The 23037-nt window shown below is 42.0% G+C and carries 24 protein-coding genes and 2 pseudogenes; 11 read left to right on the top strand and 15 right to left on the bottom strand.

Annotated elements, in window-relative coordinates:
- The first annotated feature begins 74 nt into the window (after positions 1–74).
- Complete coding sequence (tnpA, locus tag ACOMHB_RS16750) at positions 75–527, top strand: IS200/IS605 family transposase (protein WP_448217479.1); 453 nt, start codon at positions 75–77, stop codon at positions 525–527.
- Between the two features lie 57 nt (positions 528–584).
- A pseudogene (locus ACOMHB_RS16745) lies at positions 585–758 on the top strand (DUF4019 domain-containing protein); the annotation flags it as partial.
- Between the two features lie 111 nt (positions 759–869).
- Here the strand turns inward: ACOMHB_RS16745 and ACOMHB_RS16740 are convergent.
- Entirely contained in the window at positions 870–1397 is a 528-nt protein-coding gene (locus tag ACOMHB_RS16740) for a hypothetical protein (protein ID WP_448217478.1), read from the bottom strand.
- An 8-nt stretch (positions 1398–1405) separates the two neighbouring features.
- Positions 1406–1738, bottom strand: coding sequence for a phage integrase N-terminal SAM-like domain-containing protein (locus ACOMHB_RS16735; protein WP_448217477.1), 333 nt, complete (start codon positions 1736–1738; stop codon positions 1406–1408).
- Positions 1739–1978: 240 nt separating this feature from the next.
- Between ACOMHB_RS16735 and ACOMHB_RS16730 the strand changes: the two genes are divergently transcribed.
- Both ACOMHB_RS16730 and ACOMHB_RS16725 read left to right on the top strand, forming a co-directional pair.
- Complete coding sequence (locus ACOMHB_RS16730; protein WP_448217476.1) at positions 1979–2266, top strand: DUF4160 domain-containing protein; 288 nt, start codon at positions 1979–1981, stop codon at positions 2264–2266.
- Complete coding sequence (locus ACOMHB_RS16725) at positions 2247–2492, top strand: DUF2442 domain-containing protein (protein ID WP_448217475.1); 246 nt, start codon at positions 2247–2249, stop codon at positions 2490–2492. The genes ACOMHB_RS16730 and ACOMHB_RS16725 overlap by 20 nt, the downstream gene beginning before the upstream one ends.
- A gap of 290 nt (positions 2493–2782) precedes the next feature.
- Here the strand turns inward: ACOMHB_RS16725 and ACOMHB_RS16720 are convergent.
- The 3 genes and pseudogenes from ACOMHB_RS16720 to ACOMHB_RS16710 form a co-directional block, all read right to left on the bottom strand.
- Positions 2783–3001, bottom strand: a pseudogene (locus ACOMHB_RS16720) (IS91 family transposase); the annotation flags it as partial.
- 22 nt (positions 3002–3023) lie between these two features.
- Entirely contained in the window at positions 3024–3254 is a 231-nt protein-coding gene (locus ACOMHB_RS16715) for a phage integrase N-terminal SAM-like domain-containing protein (RefSeq protein WP_448217474.1), read from the bottom strand.
- Positions 3255–3357: 103 nt separating this feature from the next.
- Complete coding sequence (locus ACOMHB_RS16710) at positions 3358–3801, bottom strand: hypothetical protein (RefSeq protein WP_448217473.1); 444 nt, start codon at positions 3799–3801, stop codon at positions 3358–3360.
- 866 nt (positions 3802–4667) lie between these two features.
- Between ACOMHB_RS16710 and ACOMHB_RS16705 the strand changes: the two genes are divergently transcribed.
- Positions 4668–4982, top strand: a complete 315-nt coding sequence (locus ACOMHB_RS16705) for a hypothetical protein (RefSeq protein WP_448217472.1) — start codon at positions 4668–4670, stop codon at positions 4980–4982.
- Positions 4983–5231: 249 nt separating this feature from the next.
- Here the strand turns inward: ACOMHB_RS16705 and ACOMHB_RS16700 are convergent, their stop codons facing one another.
- Entirely contained in the window at positions 5232–5699 is a 468-nt protein-coding gene (locus ACOMHB_RS16700) for a phage integrase N-terminal SAM-like domain-containing protein (protein WP_448217471.1), read from the bottom strand.
- Between the two features lie 167 nt (positions 5700–5866).
- Here ACOMHB_RS16700 and dhiT point away from each other — a divergent pair, with 167 nt between their 5' ends.
- Positions 5867–6136, top strand: a complete 270-nt coding sequence (gene dhiT, locus ACOMHB_RS16695; RefSeq protein ID WP_422134267.1) for a type II toxin-antitoxin system toxin DhiT — start codon at positions 5867–5869, stop codon at positions 6134–6136.
- 8 nt (positions 6137–6144) lie between these two features.
- Positions 6145–6402, top strand: coding sequence for a DUF2442 domain-containing protein (locus ACOMHB_RS16690; protein WP_422134266.1), 258 nt, complete (start codon positions 6145–6147; stop codon positions 6400–6402).
- Between the two features lie 172 nt (positions 6403–6574).
- Here the strand turns inward: ACOMHB_RS16690 and ACOMHB_RS16685 are convergent, their stop codons facing one another.
- The gene (locus ACOMHB_RS16685) at positions 6575–6835 is read right to left on the bottom strand and encodes a hypothetical protein (RefSeq protein WP_448217470.1); all 261 of its coding nucleotides are present in this window, start codon (positions 6833–6835) and stop codon (positions 6575–6577) included.
- A 1173-nt stretch (positions 6836–8008) separates the two neighbouring features.
- Here ACOMHB_RS16685 and ACOMHB_RS16680 point away from each other — a divergent pair.
- Positions 8009–9022 (top strand): hypothetical protein, encoded by a 1014-nt coding sequence (locus ACOMHB_RS16680; RefSeq protein WP_448217469.1) that lies wholly within the window; start codon positions 8009–8011, stop codon positions 9020–9022.
- Between the two features lie 393 nt (positions 9023–9415).
- On the opposite strand, the gene ACOMHB_RS16675 is transcribed toward ACOMHB_RS16680, so the two are convergent.
- Positions 9416–10417 carry a hypothetical protein gene (locus ACOMHB_RS16675; protein ID WP_448217468.1) on the bottom strand — a complete coding sequence of 334 codons (1002 nt, stop codon included), beginning with the start codon at positions 10415–10417 and terminating at the stop codon, positions 9416–9418.
- Between the two features lie 1165 nt (positions 10418–11582).
- Between ACOMHB_RS16675 and ACOMHB_RS16670 the strand changes: the two genes are divergently transcribed.
- Positions 11583–12008 (top strand): hypothetical protein, encoded by a 426-nt coding sequence (locus ACOMHB_RS16670; protein WP_448217467.1) that lies wholly within the window; start codon positions 11583–11585, stop codon positions 12006–12008.
- Between the two features lie 68 nt (positions 12009–12076).
- On the opposite strand, the gene ACOMHB_RS16665 is transcribed toward ACOMHB_RS16670, so the two are convergent.
- Positions 12077–12607: a hypothetical protein gene (locus ACOMHB_RS16665; RefSeq protein ID WP_448217466.1), complete on the bottom strand. Its 531-nt coding sequence runs from the start codon at positions 12605–12607 to the stop codon at positions 12077–12079.
- A 713-nt stretch (positions 12608–13320) separates the two neighbouring features.
- On the opposite strand from ACOMHB_RS16665, the gene ACOMHB_RS16660 reads away from it, so the two are divergent.
- The gene (locus ACOMHB_RS16660; RefSeq protein WP_448217465.1) at positions 13321–14082 is read left to right on the top strand and encodes a DUF6309 family protein; all 762 of its coding nucleotides are present in this window, start codon (positions 13321–13323) and stop codon (positions 14080–14082) included.
- Between the two features lie 71 nt (positions 14083–14153).
- Here the strand turns inward: ACOMHB_RS16660 and ACOMHB_RS16655 are convergent, their stop codons facing one another.
- Positions 14154–14357, bottom strand: a complete 204-nt coding sequence (locus ACOMHB_RS16655; protein ID WP_448217464.1) for a hypothetical protein — start codon at positions 14355–14357, stop codon at positions 14154–14156.
- A complete protein-coding gene (locus ACOMHB_RS16650) occupies positions 14345–14704 on the bottom strand; it encodes a hypothetical protein (protein WP_448217463.1) in 360 nt (119 codons plus the stop codon). The genes ACOMHB_RS16655 and ACOMHB_RS16650 overlap by 13 nt, the downstream gene beginning before the upstream one ends.
- 343 nt (positions 14705–15047) lie before the next feature.
- Here ACOMHB_RS16650 and ACOMHB_RS16645 point away from each other — a divergent pair, with 343 nt between their 5' ends.
- Complete coding sequence (locus ACOMHB_RS16645; RefSeq protein ID WP_448217462.1) at positions 15048–15950, top strand: hypothetical protein; 903 nt, start codon at positions 15048–15050, stop codon at positions 15948–15950.
- 174 nt (positions 15951–16124) lie between these two features.
- On the opposite strand, the gene ACOMHB_RS16640 is transcribed toward ACOMHB_RS16645, so the two are convergent.
- From ACOMHB_RS16640 to ACOMHB_RS16625, 4 genes are all read right to left on the bottom strand, one after another.
- Positions 16125–16994: a hypothetical protein gene (locus ACOMHB_RS16640; protein WP_448217461.1), complete on the bottom strand. Its 870-nt coding sequence runs from the start codon at positions 16992–16994 to the stop codon at positions 16125–16127.
- Between the two features lie 714 nt (positions 16995–17708).
- Positions 17709–18884, bottom strand: a complete 1176-nt coding sequence (locus ACOMHB_RS16635; RefSeq protein WP_448217460.1) for a Wadjet anti-phage system protein JetD domain-containing protein — start codon at positions 18882–18884, stop codon at positions 17709–17711.
- The gene (locus tag ACOMHB_RS16630; RefSeq protein WP_448217459.1) at positions 18868–22284 is read right to left on the bottom strand and encodes an ATP-binding protein; all 3417 of its coding nucleotides are present in this window, start codon (positions 22282–22284) and stop codon (positions 18868–18870) included. The genes ACOMHB_RS16635 and ACOMHB_RS16630 overlap by 17 nt, the downstream gene beginning before the upstream one ends.
- 3 nt (positions 22285–22287) lie before the next feature.
- The gene (locus ACOMHB_RS16625; protein ID WP_448217458.1) at positions 22288–23034 is read right to left on the bottom strand and encodes a DUF4194 domain-containing protein; all 747 of its coding nucleotides are present in this window, start codon (positions 23032–23034) and stop codon (positions 22288–22290) included.
- Positions 23035–23037: the final 3 nt, after the last annotated feature.

Below are 23037 nucleotides of genomic sequence, written 5' to 3'. Positions count from 1 at the left end.
AGACTCGCATAGGTTATAGCGAGGCTTCGGTAGCTAACCTCAAGGGTTCCGCCAAGAACCAAGAGGTTTAACTTATGCCAGACTACAAAAGTCTGACTCATACTCGATGGGATTGTAAGTATCACATTGTCTTTATTCCCAAAAAGAGACAAAAGGTTATTTATGGGAGCTTGAGAAAATTTCTGGGAGCCATTTTCCATGATCTTGCCAGTCGCAAAGGGTGTGAAATTGTGGAAGGGCATTTGATGCGAGATCACGTTCATATTTGCATTAGCATCCCGCCGAAACACTCTGTTCCAAATGTTGTTGGCTATTTGAAGGGTAAATACGCAATAGCTATTGCGAGACACTTCAAAGGTAAGCAGAGGAATTTTTCTGGTGAGCATTTCTGGGCAAGAGGGTATTTCGTCAGCACAGTAGGTCTTGATGAAGATCTGGTTAAGGCATATATCCGAAATCAGGAGATAAATGATGAAACACGAGATCAGCTGAAACTTGGTTTTGACACGCGCCCTTGGGTGCAATAAAAGCCCTTTGAGGGCGTCACCTAATAAGCCTCCGGCTCTGTTGGAGGTCATTTAACTTCCAGAAAATTTATAGCTTCTCAAACTGTTTCAAATTTGCCAAATGCTCCAGAAGGCAAATATGAAGTCATGACATACCATTCAAGATTCACAAATAAAAGTGAAGCCACTGAAACAGTAACGTTTATGCAAGTTGACAACGAATGGAAAGCGGCAGGTTACTACATCAAATAACACAACCTGTAAGTTCAAGCACATAACAAAGCAATCAAGTTCGTCCCGGCCTTCGGCCTCCACCTGACCTCGCCTGCGGCTCAGCGGCTTATTGCGGCGTTATGCCTCAAATCACAAAAACAAATAAGCATGTCGAGACGTGAGGATGTAGATCAGCTGATCTAGCTCGCTAAGCAAAATCGTAGCTATTGCTAACCCCAGAGCCGAAGCAGAAAGAGTTAGATTTAAAAGCATTTTTAGATCTTTTTCTATCATTAAAAGTACATCTGAAATTTCGATTGAAAGCGAATTCATTTTTACAATGTAATTAATATTTTCTCCTATAAGAATTGTTGCTTTTCTAATTAACTCAGGTGAATTTGCTACTGTAACACCTGCTAAATATCCAATAGATCCACCGAGGGCGGCTAATAAAGCATTTGCTGTTGTAATTGTGTTGTAATAACTATCACTTCGATTTATTAAAGTGGGCAAAAATAAACAGGCGAAACCAAGACCTACGTACTGCTTATAATCAGTTAGTTTTGATGTGAAGTTCTCAATCACTCCAATATCGTAAAATTCATTGTTAGCAGAGACGTTAATAGAATTTATAGTTATCAGAATACTGAATAAATAAATTTTTAGCTGTGTCTTCATACCAACTTTCAACCTTCAAAAATATATCGAAGTATAGGCATAACAAAAATTTCCAGGGGACTGCGCCTGCGGCGCATGCCCAGAACATGTTTCCAGAAAAACTGCAGGCCATTACGATCGGTTTTGACCGTGCTCCAGGAATGGTTTTCCACCAGGGCGGCAAAACAGGTTTTTAAATCCTCAGGGCTGAGTCTGTCAGGACAACGATCAAAGAAGGTTTCCAGCCGCCCAATTGGCCTGCTGTATAGATCAATGGTTGATTTTCTTTTGCCCTGAAGTTTCAGGGTGGTGATGTGTTTTTGATACAGTATGTCAAACCGGATTTGCTCAGAACGTTCCATGTTGCTTCCTTATATAAGCCGCGCCGGAATGGTACGGATATCAGGAAGTATTGGCAATGTTGGGGTGGCTGGGATGAACGGTATTTTTTTTTGCCACGTTAGCGGATTGGTTCAACAAGTGCGTGGTGCCTGGGACGCCGCTTGCAACGACGCCCCACACGCAGGCGTTATGCGCGAAAACAAACATCGTCAAAATTGAACCAATCAGCTATCTTATGACTCATAGTTGTATGATCTCATATGAATATCAATAACTTATTTTTAAATGATTTATCTATGGGAGTGCTCAGATTGCCAACTATTTTAAGAATCGGGCCATACAGGTTTTTCTTCTACTCCAATGAAAATGGAGAACCTGCCCATATTCATATTCAGCGTGACAAAGCTCTCGCAAAATTCTGGTTAAAACCTGTCATGCTTGCAAGCTCAACAAGATTCTCTGCCAAAGAGATAAGGGAGCTTCAAAAGCATGTAGATAAAAATCAAGATAAATTCTTGGAGGCATGGAATGAATACTTTAAAGGTTGAGGCACATCCATTAGCTCAAGATGTTAAATTTTCTGAATCTGAGCTAATTGTTAGTTTGGTTGATGGCAGAGTTATTTTGGTACCAATCTCTTGGTTTCCATCTCTTTTAAATGGAACCAAACAACAACTCAACAATTGGGAGTTGCTTGGGGAGGGGGATGGTATCCATTGGCCTGATCTTGATGAAGATTTGAGTGTTAAAGGCCTCTTGCTCGGTGTCCACTAAAAATCCCGCTAAGTGGAAATCGCACATAACGAATAAGGATAGATTGCGCTCAGCCGCAATCTTATCTTGTTGTTGCACAAGCCCTGGTTTAATTCTGGTAAGGAAGGTCTATCGGAGTTTACTTTTCTGGCGGACCTTGAATCAAAACGTTTTTGCTGAACGCTATTTATTCAGGATGAGTGTCTCCAGACCACTGCATTACGGTAGTCTTGGATATGTCGGATCTGCCTGGCTGAGTTTACATTTCCTCCTTGCTTGTGAATGGTGGTGTTTGTTGATGTGACAATAACTCAGGTCGGTTTCAGGAAACTGAACGCAATGTGTTTCATAGACTCAGCGCAACGCCTGCATGTGAATTTCAGGAGAATGACGGGTTCGACTGCTTTCACCATCACATTTAAAACCAGTTGCAACAGTGATAATTGTTTTTTTGCGTTGCTGTGTAAAAATCCATAATCCCGTGATCGTCGAAGTCGCCTGGGTAATACATGTTTCAGTACCAGCCACAGTTTCCAGAAAAACTGCAGGCCATTACGATCGGTTTTGACCGTGCTCCAGGAATGGTTTTCCACCAAGGGCGGCAAAACAGGTTTTTAAATCCTCAGGGCTGAGTCTGTCAGGAGAACGATCAAAGAAGGTTGCCAGCCGCCCAATTGGCCTGCTGTATAGATCAATGGTTGATTTTCTTTTGCCCTGAAGCTTCAGGGTGGTGATGTGTTTTTGATACAGTTTGTCAAACCGGATTTGCACAGAACGTTCCATGTTGCTTCCTTATATAAGCCGCGCCGGAGTGGTACGGATATCAGGAAGTATTGGCAATGTTGGGGTGGCTGGGATGAACGGTATTTTTTTGCCGCGTTAGCGGCTATTGGTAATGTTTTAAGCTGCCCTCAAAAAAACGTTTCATTGTATACCCTTCTGGAGGAGACACTTGATTCTCGCCTTGTGGGTATATATTAATAATCAAGTCTGTTTCATTAGCAGATTCTGTAAATACCAAATCATCTGTTAAATAGTTCTCAGTATTAGCAGTTAATTGTAATAAAGGAATTTGTATTGCTTGGCTGCCTGCGAGCCCTGTCAAAATATTCTGATCAAGATAATTCAAAAAATCACTCGAGAAAAATAATATAAGTGGATGAACTCCTGGGATTTGACAGCCAGATTGATAAAGCAGATTGTCTTGATTTAGATGAGAAAAAACCACTTGCCAATCCATCATGTCAATAGCTGGCGTTCTTAACAATAAACTAGGTGCGTTAGCGAATGATAAAGTAAAATTCTTAGAATATTCGCGTTCAGCAGTCATACTCATAATTCCTGTCCTGTACAAAGAACGCGAAAAATTCTCTAGAGCTGTAAAGAAGGAATGTGTCCCCAGCCTGCCCCTTACTGTATCTGATAGTAATGATCTGACAATAATTTTATCGGGGACTATATTTCTAGTCCTAGATGCTTGATGATTATATTTGGCTGTGATTTCAAGTACTGGTATTTTGTCAGATTTAATGATTATTCTTTCAAATGCTGCTTCAGGTTTTAGTACAATAAAAAGCAGTAAGGTTAATGTGCAAAGCCTAAAATATTTCATTTCATTTTGAAAACGCCATAACAAAAAGTAGGTTTATATATAGTTCATACTTAAATAGCTGCCATATTAGTTATAAAGTAATTCTCGTTCAGAATAACCGCCGCATAACGAATAAGGACAGATTGCGCCCATATTCGCTACTCCTGAAAGAATGTTGAAGTGGTTGTAGTATTCCACAGCTCTAACACTTTACACGCCTTGAGACGTGTAAATGTTAATTTTTACTAACTTTGTAGGCTTAGGCAGACAGTGAACTGAATATTCCTTTAAGTATTATATTAAACGAATTTCAAAGGCGAAGTTTGCGGACAGCATCGATCATGCTTACATCTTGAACAAGTAAACGACACTGGAAGTCAGGGGTGCCATGGGATTTAGTTCTGCTTTTTTTATACTCTCGCAAACATTTTTAGCTATGAATTTATGTAATCAGTTATATACCTTTACAAGCCTTGGTACTAAAGGGGAATATTTTTATATGCCAACTTACACGACCTTAGGTCGTATAAATAGCGGGATCTGCTGGTAGTATTCACGTACTCAGAGTGTAAGTATTGGCATGAAGTGATAGCTTCGTTAATCTTATGCCTAAACTCAGAGTTCAATTTGTAGTAGATAAGCCTATGAAAACCGCTCGGGTATTTGCTTTACTTGCCAGCTTATCGACTGCTACAGACAGTTTCGCTGTACAGTTTCAAGATGAGGAGCAGACAATAAGTTGGGCGAAAACCCTATCAATTTGGGGACTCTATACTGGCATATTTTTTCACTGTTATCTTGCTACAGACGGGCTCGATGAACAAGATAGAGGAATAAATATTGGTTTTCTCTACACTCCTGTAACTCTTGGAACAATTGGCTACAACATCGGGTGTCTAATAGACTACCTTGCTGAATAGAGAGTAATAAAAAAACAGTAATCTTCACAAAGAACAATGAACGACAAGCAAGCATGTTGGAAAAGAAGCGATTCTAAAGCAAAGTACTTCCTAACTGGTTAACGCAGATAACGAATAAGGATAGATTGCGCCCAGCCGCAATCTTATCCTGTTGCACAAGCCCGGGTTGAATTCTGGTAAGGAAGGTCTACTGAAGTTTACTTTTCTGGCAGACCTTGAATCAAAACGTTTTTTCTGAATGCTATTTATTCAGGATGAGTGTCTCCAGACCACTGCATTACGGTAGTCCTGGATATGTCGGATCTTGGAAGTCTTCTCCTGTGTCAACAGAATGGTGTAATCGGGCAGTTTCCGTGCAGTGTTGAGCAGTCGTTCTACCTCTGCAGGCGTCAGAATAACAGGCAGTCGCTTGACGGTCGGTGGTTTGATGATTTCAACAAAGTCCCAGTGTTTGCCCAGAACATGTTTCCGAAAAAACTGCAGGCCATTACGATCGGTTTTGACCGTGCTCCAGGAATGGCTTTCCACCAGGGCGGCAAAACAGGTTTTTAAATCCTCAGGGCTGAGTCTGTCAGGAGAACGATCAAAGAAGGTTGTCAGCCGCCGAATTGGCCTGCTGTATAGATCAATGGTTGATTTTCTTTTGCCCTGAAGTTTCAGGGTGGTGATGTGTTTTTGATACAGTTTGTCAAACCGGATTTGCTCAGAACGTTCCATGCTGCTCCCTTATATAAGCCACGCCGGAGTGATACGGATATCAGGAAGTATTGGCAATGTTGGGGTGGCTGGGATGAACGGTATTATTTTGCCGCGTTAGCGGCTTGGTTCAACAAAATATTTCAGTGGGTTATAATCAGTTGAGCTATTGAACTCAGGATTAATAAATGCCTACTATATCAATGTTTTATGGTCTGATTGTTCGAATGTATTACTTCGATAATCAGAAACACAATATGCCTCACATTCATGTTTTTTATCAGAATTTTGAGGCAATTATCGAAATTCCTACAGGCAAAATACTTGAAGGAAATCTTCCTAAGAACAAGCAAAAACTTGTTGATGCCTGGATAGAAATCCATAAAGAAAGTCTCATGGCTAACTGGGATTTAGCAATAAATGGAGACTCAGTATTCAAAATTGATCCTTTAAAATAGGTGTAAATATGAATCCTGCGGTGAAATCAGTACAAGCTTTAGAGAATTACAAACTCCATATTGAGTTTGAGAATGATGAAGTCAAAGAGTTTGACGTTTCTCCATACTTGGAAAAAGGTATTTTTGTAGAACTTAAAGATATTAATTACTTTAAGCAGGTAAGAGTTTCATTTGGTTCTATAGAATGGCCCAATGAGCAAGACTTCAGCAAAGATACTCTGTATCTTCTTAGCGTAACAATTCAGCCTTCTTCTCAAAGGCATTAATCGGCCACGGACATAACGAATAAGGATAGATTGCGCCCAGCCGCAATCTTATCCTGTTGTTGCACAAGCCCGGGTTGAATTCTGGTAAGGAAGGTCTACTGAAGTTTACTTTTCTGGCGGACCTTGAATTAAAACGTTTTTTCTGAACGCTATTTATTCAGGATGAGTGTTTCTAGACCACTGCATTACGGAAGTCTTGGATATGTCGGATCTGGGAAGTCTTCTCCTGTGTCAACAGAATGGTGTAATAGCGCAGTTTCCGTGCAGTATTGAGCAGTCGTTCTACCTCTGCAGGCGTCAGGATAACAGGCAGTCGCTTGACGGTAGGTGGTTTGATGATTTCAACAAAGTCCCAGTGTTTGCCCAGAACATGTTTCCAGAAAAACTGCAGGCCATTACGATCGGTTTTGACCGTGCTCCAATGGCTTTCCACCAGGGCGGCAAATCAGGTTTTTAAATCCTCAGGGCTGAGTCTGTCAGGACAACGATCAAAAAGAGAACTATATTCAAGACACCCACGGGTATTGTCAGCTTCGCCAGTAAAACCCGTGGTGAAATACACCAAAGGTTCGATCTGCAAGAGAAACGTTTTGACTGTCAAGAAAGAGAGATTGCTGCACTGAAAGCAGACAGTGTAAGTACTCAGCCATACGGAATCGAATATTTCTGGCTTATTGGGCAGGTGCTCTGTAAGGCGCGACGACGGGAACATAGCAAGCTATGTGACCAGAGTTGCAACGCAGTCTGAGTGCCTGAACAATAAGTCAGAAAATATGATTTCGTATGGTTGAGTACTTAGTGTTGAAAGCTGACAATGCGGAAATCAAAGAAGCCTTAAAGATCATTCTGTCCAGGGTACCTGGGTAACCGCCGTATAACAGGCAAGTGAACGGGATAAGCTCGTTAAGCAAGAAGTTATGTGCCATAAGAAAAGAGAGCAATCAATATGAACCGCTACTTCAGGTTAGTATTCAAAATCATGTTGGGTGTCTTGGTACTGGCTTTGATCCTGGGTGTTTTGATTTCAATAGTTGCACCATACTTTTTCTCGGAGGACGAAGTATATGATTGTCTGGATACAGGTGGTAGCTTTAATTACGATACATGTGTCTGTGATTATGAAAATAACCACCAGTTCAAGGCAGAGCATCAATGCAAGTAACCATACAAAGATGGTTATCCGGGGCAATTTACTTCCTGTTAATCTCAGGGGCACTAAGAGTTAATGGATTTGCGAGTTAGAACGACGTAGGAACTAAAGTCGAGTCATTGATCGGTTAACCGTTAACTCAAGAAGATTTAGCTGTCTAGGAGCCTGACCGAGAATAGACTGCCCTACTGCGGCGGCAGCAAATTGGTCTGAAAATCCGCTTTTGTTCGTCAAATAGCTTGCTATTCTCCTCACAAAACCGAATTTTCATCCTCAATTTTCTGCCGTCCTCGCTACGGGCGCTATTCTCGGTCAGGCTCCTAGTGGTGAATAACTGGACAGAAAGATGAAAAATGATACTGTTAAGATATAAATGATTCGAATTTTAATAGATGGTGGTGTTTCAGGTTTTTGTGAAAGGAAAATACCTGAGGTCGCTCTCAATAAAGTATCAGTATGAACCTGGAAGGGGATATTTTCTTTGCAATTACCTTCTTTACAGGATACTCAGGCGCAGTCAAATTAATACACAAGGTAAACATGGATATTTCAGCAAAAAAGCGATCTTCAATTAATACAATAGATGAATCTCTATCTGATAAAAAACTGAAAAACGGGTGTGATGAGAAGCCCAAGGAAAAAGTAATTCCTCATAGAAAGGCTGAACCAGATTATGGATTAGAACTAAAAGACAGGAAGATTAACGAAATATGTTCACTTGCTAGAGAAAAAAATAAAACTCTTTGTATTACACCAGAAAATCTATCTGAAAGAGGAGTAGTTATAGGCAATAAAGATGATCAGGAGTTAATTTTGAAAGTTGCAAATCTGATTTTCATGGCAATGAATAATACAGATAATCCTTTGTATACATATTCATCAGGAGGGAGTACAGTAACAGCCAGAGATGAAGCTCATAGGATAAAGTCTCAGAACTCACTAGAATCTTATGATGAATTAGATCTTTTTATTATGCTTCATTCTGATGAAAAAAAACTAGATACAATGACATTAGTTTGCGATGAAGAACTTAATAGCATCTTTGAAAAGTATGGTGTTGTAATTCTAAATGGACTGAATCCAGATAAACATTCTACTTTAATGCTTGGCTGTGGTCATAAGAATGATCATTATAATCATTACGGTGTAGATACTTTGGATATAAGGGCACGTATTAAACCAGATGTTTTGTTACAATGGGGAGATAAAAGAGCAACTGAATATCTTAGTAGTCTCAATAAATATAAAGAAATTGTTGATGAAGGGCCTTTGTTTTTATTTATGAAATACTCTGATGATTATTTTTCAGCAGTAAGGTCATGTTTGGTTGCAAATGGTAAATTACGACTGCCAAGCTCTAACCTCGATGAAAGTAAAATTCCATTAGACTTTATAAAAGAAGATGTTTCGAAGAGAAATGATTTTGGTTCACGTCATTTTTGTACTACCTATATTTACTCCCCTCGTTGATAACGTCTAGCAAGTGATTAGGCTGCCAGCAGCTGATTATTTGCTGCTTGGGGGAAACAGTGAACCTCGACTCTGACCATTTAATATGAGTTCGTTGTTTAATATTTTGTTATGAAGTTTAACATTCTTGAGATTAATGCTAATGTCATCGGGAGGAGCGGATAACAGAGCCTTCCAGCTGACCCTACCCCTCCGTTTTGATTCATATACCTGGAATAACAGAGCCTTGATATCTGACAGCAGTCCAATATGAAGTTGTTAAAGAAAATGACTCCTCTGCTTATAAAATACAAAGATCGTTATTCATCCGATGAATTTTCAAGGCTCTCAATCTACAGGTACTCATGTGAAGAGAAAGCTGCCCCATAATTTGATTTTATACTTTTTTCCATATTAGTTTTCGGTAATTTGTAATTTATCCATGTTAGGTTCACGCGAACGGTTCACTATTTTAAAGATTAAAATGGAAACGTGACGGAGTTCTTGGTTACCGGCATGAAGTAGGTAAAATAGGAACTGCCTTAGAGAATCAAGAGACAAGTTCGTGTCAAAGCCTCTTTCCTGGTCAATTCCATGAATTTGTACGACTGGCAAGGCAGCGAATGTATTCTGCAAAATGTTTATGTGCAACATAATAAATGGGTTTTCCTCTGTATAAAATGCAATAAATACTTGATTGTTTTGTAAGACTGCATTCATCAAAGTATCTAAAGAGTTATCAAAAACGGGTTGTTCTGATGTAATATCCGGAGGCCAAATACCACAAAAACCGAGCTCTTCACAGAGTTTGGCCAATCTCTGATTATTAGTAAGTTGCCTGTTTCTGGAAAGATTGGCCCAAGTCACAGCAAAACGCCTTAATAAAAAATAACTGGAATCACTGATGAAATTTAGCTCAGTATGTTTTCTCTGGTTCACTCCAAAATCTTTTAACAGTACTTCAAGTGTATTTCTTAGTTTAACGATTGGCGTTTGCAAATGGTCTGTTGTCATAAGCTGACCGGACCCACTGTATCGGGTAGTCTCATCAGGGGGTGGATTTGAAGTAGTAGAGGCTAAAGCCATTTGTTGAGTTTGCGGGGCTTCCTGAACTTGCGGGGTTGGTGGGGCTTGTTGGATTGGAAGGATTTGCGGGATTGTTGGCGTTTGCGGGATTGATGGCATTTGCTGGATTGATGGCATTTGCTGGATTGATGGCATTTGCTGGATTGATGGCATTTGCGGGATAGGCGTGATTTGGGGGATTGTTGGCATCTGCGTTTGAACAGATGTTTGGTGGGCCAGAAATGGAATGACTCGCAAAGAATTCAGAGCAGGTAAGCCTGCCCCTTTACAAGAAAAACTAAAATCGCGTGTTTCAATATTGAGTTCTAGATTTCCCATAGGAGAAGCCATTCTATTCTGAACGAACAGGGGGCAGAATGGGTATGTGCATCCATATCGTCCCATTGTAAAACTCATTGGGTAGCAACAATGAGGGCAGTCTAAAGCGAGAACTTTAAAAGAATAAAGAAGCATGAAAAAAACAACACATTCAATGTACTTTAGCTTTACAATAGTATCCATAAAAATGAGGCTCTGTGATTAGTATTTGCATATATTAGCACTTGAATTTTCACATAAGGGTTATTTTAAGTTTTGTTACTTCAATAGTTGTGAATAACAAAAAAAACCAGAGTTTTTTGCTCTCGCAGTGCCCCTGGGTTTGGCGTTTGCTTACGATGTAAGCGAGTTTTTTCTCTTTTGCCAGTGGTGAGTGACCGCTAATACCTATGTCAGCATTCTGTCCGATCAAAACCATTTCTGAGTAGCTCTTAACAGATTACGTCCGTAAGTTACGAGCTGCTCAAATAACAGTCGTAGGTGTAGCGATGGGCGTTTGTATCCGATTGCTGTGGGTATTTGATCTGGTACTTTATTCCAGTTTAAAAGCTGCATCAGTATTGTCACCAAGGCTTCAACAGGCAAAGTTCAGGATTAATAAAAAGTACAGAAGCAATGATTGCAGGTTATGTGTTTCAATCAACATTAACCCTGACATTGGGGTTCCCACCACTTGATAAGTATCTGTCCTTATGTGTATTGTCGCTGAGACGGACAACAAAACTGATGATTATCAGCAGGAAGATTGTATGTACTCAGCCATATGGAATCGAATATTACCGGCTTATTGGGCAGGTGCTCTGCAAGGCGCAACGACGGGAACATAGCAAGCTATGTGACCAGAGTTGCAACGCATCACGACTGCATGGATGCAGGAGCTAGAGCAACGCAGGAGCAGTTGCCGCGAGTGCCTGAACAATAAGTCAGAAAATATGATTTCGTATGGTTGAATACTTATGCTGATCGCTCAATTGAAATCTGATTAGGCTCTAAAAATGGTCTATATTCCTAACTATTTTGTTAGAAAAGGAACGAATCTGGAATACAGCCATCTAACTATTCATTAAACCGGAGTTAACTAGATAAATTCTATGTTGAAAGTCGAATAAAGTCAGGCTATTTGTCTAACAAAACTCCGAATCTGAAAGTCATTGTTTTTTAAGTCTTGGAGTACATCATGGATAAACCGATTTGTAGTTCTTCTTCCTCTCCCTGCTATGGAGCTCAAGAGCCTTATATCGTTGATCGTACTGATGAGTCTAAATGTTTTGGAATGAAAGTGGATATAGAAACGGCAAAAGTTAAGAAAAGAAAACTAACAGATCAAGAGAGACAAGAATATATTAATGAAAGAAAAATAAAAAATAGAATATCAGCCGCATTGTCAAGAGGAAAAAAGAAAAAATACTTGGAAGACTTGGAAAAAGAAGTTAAGGTATTAACCAAAGAACTTAAAGAAAAGAATCAAAAAATAAAATTACTATCTTTTGAATTGGAGGAGAAAGATAAAAAAATTAATAGCCTTGAAGGAGAGTTAAAAAAGACTAGAGAAGAAAAGGAATATTTCAAAAATAACTTTTTTTCATCTGCAAAAAATAAATAAAAAAAGTAAAATCAAAACCTTCTAACTGGTTTTCCTTTTGAACGCGGCTCATAAGCTGGCTTTATGTTCTAATCAAATTCTGTGTTTCTATTTTGAGCCCAAGGCTGGGTGAATCGCGATATTGCCTCATCTAAGCCATATCGCTGGATCATATTAGAAAAAATAAAACCTATGGAAAAAGCACCAAACGCTGCTCCAAAAGTTGCCCCCAGAGTCCAACCAATTGATATTCCACTATCCAAAGTGCTGAGGGCAGCTGACATCTCAGATGATGTAGCAACAATAGATATTCCATAATCAGTGGCATGAATACCAAAACTATCTGAGGGCAATGAATTAAGAACATTAGCATCTTGAAGGAAACAGGCTCCTAAACCACCAAAAAAGCTACCCAATACTGCACCAGATAGTGTTACCGGTAAATTGTATGCTATTGCGGCCATCATCACTCGTGGAGTCAGTACATGACTAATGGGCACATCCCTCAGCACTAATAAGCGCCCTTCCTTTTTAAACACTTCTATGGCTGAACTTTTGGGAGTATATAGGGTATTTACCATGGTTATTATTGCTAAAATGCATTTTAAATAAGTTTTCATATGAACATCGATTATATTCTTTACCTACAACAAGTCTCAGTTTTAGCATAAAAAGTGCTTTCAGGTGGGGTTTCTGTTGGCAGCCATCGCAAACTTGAAACAGTTGATATGCTTTGAAAATCATTCCTATGTATTTGAACTATTGTTATTCTTAATTCTTGGTTGTAATAGAGAATTTTCATGTGCAGTCGGTCATTACGCAATTTTATTCTGTTCTCAACTTTGTCGATGCTTTGCATTTTAGGCAAGGCTGATATTCATGATATTTATATGAAGCATGGTTATAAAAATGTTCATTTATTTCATATCGTTCAATTTCCCTTCGTAAATGGTCTCATTGAATATTTAAATGTAATCTCCCACGACCTTTTGGTTCCAATGCTTGACTTTGTGGTTTCAAGTCAAACTGACCTCCAAGATCTGGATGACTTAATCTATCTAGAACAAGAACTTGCAACCAATTCCAGTGTTCACTCTGAAATACTTAGATGGCTTAATAAATGGTTGTTTTCTTATTAGTTATTCCAGTCAGACATAATAAGCCGTCCATGAGGCTACAGCTGCAGGGCAGCCCCTGAAGGTGGCTTTATATTTTAAAAAAACAGGTAGATTATCACCGTTAATTTCAGTAACAATCTTGTCAGTTGTTTATGGAACAAATGAGAATATTTTGCATCTAAGTTATTAATCATAAAATGAAAAGGAGATTGATTATGGATGCAATAAATTTATCTCGAATGAGTACGAATTGCCATTGCAATTCGAGTTTTTTGAAGCAGAAAGATAGCACCGAAAAACAAATGCCCAGCACTACTCGTTTGACCGAAAATAAACCGATCAGTGAATATTCAGTAGCCAATAATTTAAAAGATTCCTTATTTGAGGGGGCAAAAATTGTCAGCTTTCGGGAAGTACTGGATAATTTCGAAAAAGAGCATGGACAATATGGTGATACTAACTTGATTGCCAAAGGCTATATCAAAATAGCACATACGGAAATTGTTTTACCAAATCATGGAGGTTGGTTATTCGCAGAACTTCCATTTGAAACAGCAATGAAAGTATTATTGCCAGGGCACACGCATGATGGTGAGCGAAAAACCCTTCTTCCAGAGTGTGGCTTAACAGCTAAAGATGCAGCAAATAGTTATAAAGTTTGGACTGAACAAGATAAGCGTAATAATCCGTTATGTTCAGGGTCTCTAAATTATCATTTAGGAAAAGACCCTGCTGAAAAGCCAATCTTTTTAACAGTAGAGCCCATCAATATTCGTTACGACTATGGAAAAATCATAGACGATCCTAAACTTGCTGAGGGAAGATTAGTTCATCTGGATGGTTTGCATCGTTTGGTGTCATTAGCAATAAAAGATGACCCGAAAAGCACTATTCCTGCTTTTATTGCATGCAAGGAAGCACCAAAGAAAATTGATGGTCTAGGGGCAGTTAGCCGAAGTGGTATCGAGAACAACTAATACCATTTAATCTGACAAAGAGCCTCGGAGGACTGCGCTTTCGGAGCAGTCCCTGAGTTCGGCATTATATTCTAAAACTCATCTTTAAAGGGATCATCTTTTTTCATTACAGTGCAGCTTTTATAACTCCCCTTTTTATACTCAATCATACCAATAGAATAAGTTTCATTAATCATCGGCTGAATCTTTAAATTGTAAGCTGCTGTCAAAACTTTTGTAGGTAAGTCTTTATTATCAAATTCTTTAGTGTCATCCAAATCGGTTAATAGCAGCATTTTTTAGTACTGATTTTATCTTTTCGATCAATGGCATCTATGTAAAACCATAATTTATAATGCTTGTAATCAATTAGTTTATCGTTAGCTTTATCAACAATCATCAAAGAATATTGCCCGTATTCACCCGAGCGAAATTTTTCAACAATAATACCCTCCAATAAAGGTACGTAAAAAAAATGATCTTGTGAATATTCAAGTTTGGATTGATGTGTAAATAATATATTGCAAAAAAAGTCAGTGTTTTCTTGATGACCTTCCCATTCTCCCATGAAAGATGGTTCAGAGGAAAATGCAGAGCAGCCAAAAAACAAAAGCGATAGTGCAGATACTTTTGTAGAGAACATAATACACAAGCTCGTGTCAGTGAATTGTGAGTCTATATTCTAGAAAAACGAATATAGACATTGAGAGAATATATACGATATTGTGAGATTAGTCTGTTATACTTAGAATTTTCTATACGACAATGGATTATTTTGAAAGAAAGTCTGACCAACCAAAACGACAATGTGTCCCTAAAAGCCTTACCAAAATAATAATGGACGCACATTACGACAAGCTACTAATGCTTTCATTAGCCGCTTCGTTTCCCATCTCGATAAGCACAAACATAGATTCGATAGTGTTATTGACTTTTTTGATTTTGGTTATATAAATTGCCTTTATCAAGAAAAAAGGCCTGATAGCATGAAGCAATTTATCCTGTTAGTGACAATTTTTGGTACAATGGTACTTCCCCGAATGGGGTATTGTGGAGATAACAGGTTTACAGCTTTACTGCCTTTAACAGCACTCCAGCTCTCTCAAAAGCTCCGAGTCTTTATAGAAGGACAATTACCGAGATACCTTTTGAATCTAAAAGAGGTTAGCGTATGGTCGTTTAACAGGGATCACTACACATCCGATGGAGAAGTTGATGAACAGACTGTTGATGGAGTTATAGTTGTGACTGCCAGCTTTCATACCCCTCTTTTAGATGTTGATGTTGGTCTACAACCCCAATCTTTAAAATCCTATGCTGTGAGTGCCATCATTAACACCTCTTTTTTATCTATTTTGCCATTATTGACTGAGTATTTTAGAGCTCATTTCAACTCTGATAAAAATTACCATCTGGGCCGGGCCAATATTGAACGCAGCCAAGGGTCAGCAGCGGACAATAGCCCTGACGATTCTGGTGATGAGTTTGATGAGAATCCTGGTTTCAGGGATGATGAAGGCGAAGCTGCAGCTGCAGAAATAGATAATGGGGCCAGAGCAATGCGCCGAAAATGCGGATGTTTTGAATGTTCAAATACTAATTGTGATCCTGTATTCGAATCTCCACAATACTGGAAGGCCCATCTGCTCAGTGACAGGGAACAAGGCACTATCACTTATGAAGCCACACTGTATTACTCAGGGTTCCTTAACCCTGTCTCTATTGCCTCGTGTGGAGAGCCAAGCCCCGAACAAAAGGATGGAGACGATTGGCAAAGTGAGGAAGAAGACGAAGCACTGATTACACAGACACGCCAATGTATTGATCTATATGATGAAGGTCTTGATAAAGGGTTGAGTAAGCATCTGTTTTCTGATTCTGACCCCTGATGTCAGGATAAATGTTGCCTCTTTTTGATTGATGACTTCAAATAACAGAGAAAAGATTAGTGTTATTACGGTACCTGACAACTAACTTAGTTCATCATGAATCTTTTCAGAACTTGCTTCGATCGGTTAAAGCCTGTTCATCACCATTGATCCAGCTACTTCAGGACTTTAATGTTAGTTTATATAGGATGGTAGCTTTTTTGAATCTAGTTCCTGTTCTTCAAATCTGATCTGCGCTTCGTATGATTCGTACTCATCTTTAAACATTAGAGTTTGCAGAAAATAACTAAATACTTCTGTGCAATCTGATGATTTTGCTGTTCTTGAGTGGGTTAAAATATCTTTAGAAAAATCATCTAAATTCAACGATGAAATAAAATTTTCGATTTCAGACTCACTCATGTTTTGTATTAAATAATTCCAGCTTGGCGCCAACCTTACTAAACCAGCTCCCCATGCAGTAAAGCCGGTATAACAACATTCTGAATTAAAATAGAAGGCCGAACCATCAATCAATTCACCAAATACATGCCATATGTTGTCAGCTCGTGGGCCTATCCAAACATAAGAAATTACGAATTTTATGTTTTCTGTTGCGACACTCACCAGAGGTTTATACTCAATCATTCCTGGCATTGGTACGCCCCTGATATGATTATTGATTTCCTGATAGTAAAATTCATCATCAAAGTCATCTTCATACTCACTAAACCAATATGTAAAAGCTCTGTAGTCATGCCAGCCTTGCTCCTGGTCTTCGCACTCACGCCATAAAGCAGGAGGAATATAGTCAATATTTAAAGCATTAACTTTATCGCACAAATCGTTTTTTATATGCATACTAACGCTTTGATATACCCCAATATTAAGCGCTTCCATTAGAGATAAAAGATCTTTAGCAGAAAGATAACATAGGATTAATACCCTGATTTCATACAGGTTTAATATTCGAAAATCACCTGCATGAACCTTTGTTGTCGCATTTAAAGCTAAAGCTGTTGTAAGAATTACAAGTATAAAATATGACCGTATATTAATAAGCATTATCATTATCCTTATTGAATTGAGCTTTCGAGTATAGCCTCTTAATTAAGTGACTGGAGTAAATTCCATTCTGAAAGTCTTCATCCGACGCACCTGAGGGGCTCGGCTTGCCCTTTCGTTATGCTCTGGCATTGAAACTTCAGCTGAATAATACACTCTGATGATTTGGAATGGGTTGATCTATAATTGTTTCGTCAAACTTTAGGTTTAGTACCTCATTAGATGCGTGGGTCTGTTTTATGAAAAAGCTAATTTCATGTCTATTCATTTCCGCCTTTCTTCTTACCGGTTGCAGTTCGAACAGCCCGGAAGAACAAGATTTCCAACCTTTGGTTGGATCTGATCGGGATGAGCACGGGTGCATTGGTTCTGCCGGCTATCTTTGGTGTAAGCGTACAAACAGCTGTGAGAGACCCTGGGAACTCGCAAAAAAAGCTGGATTTGAAAACTCGGAAAAGGGCTTTTCAAGCTATTGCAAACAGCCGCAAAATCAATAAATCTGAACTTGTCCGGAAATACCCGCGTTTTTCAAGATTAAGAGATACGCCACGAACAATAGTAACGTCCAGACACTCCGGCAGGTAGACCAATCTGCTGATGATCCACCGACTTCGCCAATGAAGAGCAGAGTCAGACACTGACCAGGCAATCGAAGCTTGGCAGCAGGCCTGTCTGGGACAAATATCCTAACACAGTCGGCACCCATGGTTAGTATTATTGACTTGAGGAGGATGCAAACCTTTCCTGGCTCGACAAGTGCCATTGACACAATGTCCTATGAACAATCTCCATAGGTAAAAACTCCTGCTCAAGTCTCCCTTTTTCGTGGAGCCTGAGAGCTGTCAGGAATTGCTGTTCTTCATCCTTCAGTGCTGTAGAGTCTTCATTTACCGATGGGTTTGGCTCTGCAACTGCTTTACTTTCCTGGTACTGATTGAACAGCGCCTGATTCATTAAAAGTGCCGAAAGCTCTGGATGATATTTGCGTGCTCTGGCCAGCATGGTCAGTCCCCAGGTGTCCATATCACCCCAGTAAGCCAGGACTTTTGAGGACAGCCAGGCAGCTTGCATCCATGACAGGTTCAGGCCTGCGCCCAGGATGGCTATGGTATTGGACAGTGCAGGTAACAGGTGCAGGCATTGTTCATTTTCCACAATCAGGATCTTGTCGGCCGGTAAAGGGGTGGTGACGAGTTCCTGATCTCTGACCCTTAGCTGTTTGAAAGGCAACAGTGCCCCATCCAGGTCTGCGATTAATAACCAGTGGTGACTGTCGTCCGTAGCGTCAAGAAATTCCTCAAGCCCCAGTCTGCTTGCCAGCCCATCAAACCGGATATCAAGCAATTGCCGGATCAGCAGGTGATTGCGCTCGAAAAATTTGGTGTCGGTATTGGCCACCCCGAGAGAGCGCAGTGGCACGCCCCGGGCACAACCAGGGGTTAGGATCATGGCCAGCCTGGCGGCTTTGATCACTTCGTCTGCCGGTTTGGCCAGCCAGCGTCTTTGGCGTACGAAGTATGGATGAAAAATCGGGTCTACCTGACTGATGATTGTCAGTAGTTGTTGATATTCATGTTTGCTGTTTTTACAACCGCTTGCTTCAATCCATTCACTGGGTTTTGACAGCACCCAGTAGACAGGAACCTCAATAGCGGTGGCAGCTCCCCGATAGTTAACCGGAGTCCACTGTACCTCACCGATGTTTATTTGCCGCCATTGCTGGAAGTGCTGTCTGATTTTGTCCGGCTGCTGGCTGATGACCTGCGATGTTGGCCTGCCAATTCTGATTTTCAGGGGCCAGCTGTCCGCCATCAGCAGGCGTGTTTCCCTGATGTTGGCGTTATTCCACTGTCTGGTCAGCTCCCGAGCTATGTCATCTGGTGATTTCATGATTGGCTGGCTCATCCGTAGCAACAGGTGATTGGGTTGCGATCAGGCTCTTTTTGTTGGCGTGTTGTGCAAGGGTTTCCCAACGCATGGGCGTCAGCGTGGCTTTCATCCCTTTACGGTGAACCAGAATGGCTGATTGGGTATGTGCCCGTAGCAGGCGGATCTCTTTATTGGGTGTGACAAACAGTGGGTGAAGACCAAACTCATTGAGGGCAGAGATTATTCTGCCTGCCACCGCCTGGGAGCTTTTGGAGAAGGCTTCATCAAGGACAATTGTTCCAAATAATGGGCGGGCTGCACCTGCAGGACAGAGTGCATAGCTCAGGGAAGCGGTCAGAATGTAGCTGGCCAGGATTTCTTTTTCACCGCCACTGCCACTCTGGGACCCCTTAAGCCGTTCAATAATGGTGTGATCCGAACGGTCGCAAACTTCTACCGTGAACTGCAGTCGATAGCGGGGATCAAGCAGTGCCCGAGCCCCCAGATTTCTGCGATTGTCACTGGCCTCCCGCAGTAAACTCACCATATTCACCAGGGCCTGGTAATGGCTTTCACCATCGTCGTCTTTCAGGGAGGCTGCCCGCAGATGGCGACGGGCCGACTCCAGAGTGCGCAGACTTTCATGGACGACGCGCTGGGGTTTTAACTGAAGATATTGCCCGGGCTTGAAATCCACCCGTTGCAGGGTACGGTTCAAGTCTTCAATGCGCTCTTCCACCTGACTGACTTCGTTATCAATAGTATTCAGCAGCTGTGTGACACCCTGATCAGAGGATTGGTTAAGGTAGTTTTTAAAACGCTTCTGTTTTTCTGGTAAGGCTTCTTCGGTCAGAACTTTCAGTCGTTCGAGGTATTGAGGCATATCCATTAGCTCGGTGCCCGCTTCACTGAGGGCGCCGGTATCCTGTTTCTGGGCCTCGTTCATTTGCCGGATCAGTTTTCCTTCGGTGGTTTTTATTGCCTCCTGCAGTTCCTTAATACGGGTCGTTGACTTGTTCTGGGCGTCTTTTTCCTGGTCGGGCAGGTCGTCAGGGTTAACTGCAGAGAGATCAGGCAGTCGTCCTGTGGCCAGTTCCATTTGCTCATTGGTCAGGCCAGGGCCAATGGCGGCAAATGCTTTGTTCTTTTTCTGCTCAGCAGCGTTCAGTTGGCTGTCCAGCGCACCCAGTTGTTGCCCTTTCGCATTTATTTGTGCCCGTACTTCCTTCATTGCAGCTCTGACCTGATCCAGCTCCACCTTGGCTTTGGCGGCATCGGAATCGGGTGCTAACAGGGTGGCCAGCTGTTGCTTAAGATGGCTCAGTTGCTGTTCGTACTCCGGCAGGTTAATCTCTTCAAAGCTAATCTCTGATAGCCTGCTTAATAAGTCCAGCTTTTGTTGTATTGCCTGTTTCTGCTCCTCGGCTTTTGTATATTTCTGATTGAAGAGCTTTTCTTCCTGCCGCAGTGTCTGAATTTCTGTCTCCAGACTGGCGAGACGGTCGCGGTTGTCAAAGCCGGTCATCCAGTTCTCATGCAGGGAGCGTTGATCCTGCTTTTCATAGCGACCGCCGGAGCCGGACATCAAGCCCTGTTGGGTCATGGCGTGGGGGGTTATTTTTAACTGGTCCGGTGAGTCGACACAATGGCGATCAATACTGGCCAGAAGCATTTTCAGTGCTTCCCGGTGAGAATGGTCTTTAAAGTTGAGTTTGCGGGTAAAACCATCGTCATAAAACCGGGGCTGTGTATCCGGTTTCCTGGCATCCTGCAGTCGAACATGGACCCGGTTATGACGACTGTTGATCCAGCGAAGTGCCGCTTTCATATGCTCTGAAGGGACCAGGATCCGTTCCCGATGGCTGCCAATGGCACGTTCAATCGCTCCGCGCCACGCTTTTTCTTCAGCCTTGACTTCTACCAGCTCTGCTACGAACGGCAGGGATTCCTCTTGTAGCTGCAGTGCTTCAGCCAGATCGCTACGGAAACTCTGTAGCGATCCCTTGATATTGGAGCCGGGTCTGGCTTTAACGCTGTCGTATTCCTTACTGGCTTCTGTCAGCTGCTTTTCTCTGGATACCAGCTCAAATCCCAGTTCTTTTACTTCGTTTTCCCGTTGTTCTGCCTGTACCTGTAACGCTTGCTGCTGCTGGTCTATCTGCTGTTGGTTGGCGGTGAGTGCTTTTGCCGACAGGGTGTCATCAAGGTTGAGATTGCGGGCCAGTGTCTGGTAATTTTTGGCTCGTTGACGACAATCGGCGGTTAGTCTTTCCTGCTGTTCAATTTCACGGCCTAAAGACTCGATACTGGCCCCTCCCGCCTTCAGATAGACTTCATTTAACCGGTCTGCCTGATCCTGAAGCTGGGTTTGTTGCTTCTGACCCATTTCAATGGCGCTACGGACATCGGCTATTGATGTGTTCAATGCCTCAATCCTGGCTGTCCAGAGTTGGTGGCCTGCTATAGCAAACCAGATGGGAATAATGCCCGACAGTTCCTGCTGCTCGGATAGCTTAAGTGTCTGCTTCTGATAGTCTTTATTGAGACTCAACAAGGGCTGGAGTGAGCTCTGCTGACGGCGGGCAGTGTTCAGCTCTTCATGGATGATGGCAAGATCATCAAATTCCGTAGCCACTTCACCGGCCCGCACAAACATTGAACGGTCTTCAAGTACCAGCTCCCGGAATATCTCGTCAACGCTGTTCAGTTGTTTCAGACCTGCTGCCCGGTTCAGCAGGGGAAAGGCATTTTTGCCCACTTCAAAAAAACGCTGAATCTTATCCAGGTAAGCTTTTTTACTGTCAAACAGTTTTAGATCGGGCGTATTGCGCTCAAACTGCCTCAGTGCGCGTTTACCGTCTTCTTGCAGTCGGGTCAGCCACTCCTCCAGAGTTTGATCGTTGCGTTGGGTAAATAGCCAGAGTCTTTTCAGGTCTGTGGAAGCATTGCCTGGCACATCAATCCAGAACAGACCGCCAATATGCACCACCTGATCGCGGTGTTCAAAGCGGGCTGCCAACCCGGTGATGGTCCTACCGGTGCGGGCGATATGGTTATCATCGCCAGAGTTGTTACCGGCACCTGTCACCCCGCGAACGTAGGAGATCAGATCCCGGTCGCTTTCATGCCCGCCAGTGGAGGCCAGATTGTATTTGGGTTGAGCAACGATCAAGGTCATCAGGGCATCAACCAGTGTGGTTTTACCACTGCCTGTTGGGCCAATAATAGCGGTACCATTCAGGTCAAACGTAGCCTGGTTGTTTCCCTGGAACGGTCCCCAGTTATAGAGGCTCAGCTCTTTCAGAACAAAAGCGGTGTCCGGTTGATCAGTTGCTTGAAAAAGATCAATGCTTTTTGTCGGGCTATTCTTGTTTTTCGGTGGTAGAGCGTCGTCGTGTTGTGAATTGTTGTGGTCGCTCATGGCTTACTGCTCTGCCTCATCACGGACAATGGTTGTGGAAACGTCATCAGACGGACTGTGTGATTGCTTGAAGTGGTTCAACAAGGTTTGCAGGCTCTCAGGATTCGCCAGATGTGTGATGATGGGTCGGATGGCTACTGTTTGCTGTTTGTCGTCTACTGAAACCAGTCCGTGGATGGAGAGCTTGTCCAGCAGATTATCCAGCCGCTTGCGTTCACGGGAGTCGCTCCCCATATCACCCAGGTAGACCTGAAGCTGGGAAAGCAGTTCTTCAATATCAACCCGTGCATCACTGGCACCAATCCCGGCTTCTTGTTCATGGGCGATATACTGTTGTCGAAGTATGGCGATCAGGAGTGATTGTTCCATAGTAATCCGTTGTCGCCTGACCAGTGGATGTGTCCATTCATCACTGTCTGCCCCGTCTTCTTCCTGGTTTTGCCACAGGTCGCTAACCACCAGAAATGCAAGGCCACGGATATCATCAATGGTGAGTTTCAGATCCAGAGGTTCCAGAATTTGATTGATCTGCTCCCGGGAGACAACGGACTGTTGATAGAGATTGGGTCGACGGCTGGCTTCAAGATAACCGAATTTCATCAGCTCCTGTACAGCCTTCTTTATGTTTTTAGCCGTTATTGTGGTTGAGCTTTCATGCTGCTGGCTGGAGGACTGGTCTTCTGGAGCATCTGCCGGGGGCTGCTGTTTCTGCGTCCCGGAAGCAATCAGTTGGTCAAAAAAATCGCTCATAGC

The organism is Endozoicomonas sp. 2B-B (assembly GCF_053470045.1).
This window is presented reverse-complemented; position numbering and strand designations above follow the sequence as displayed.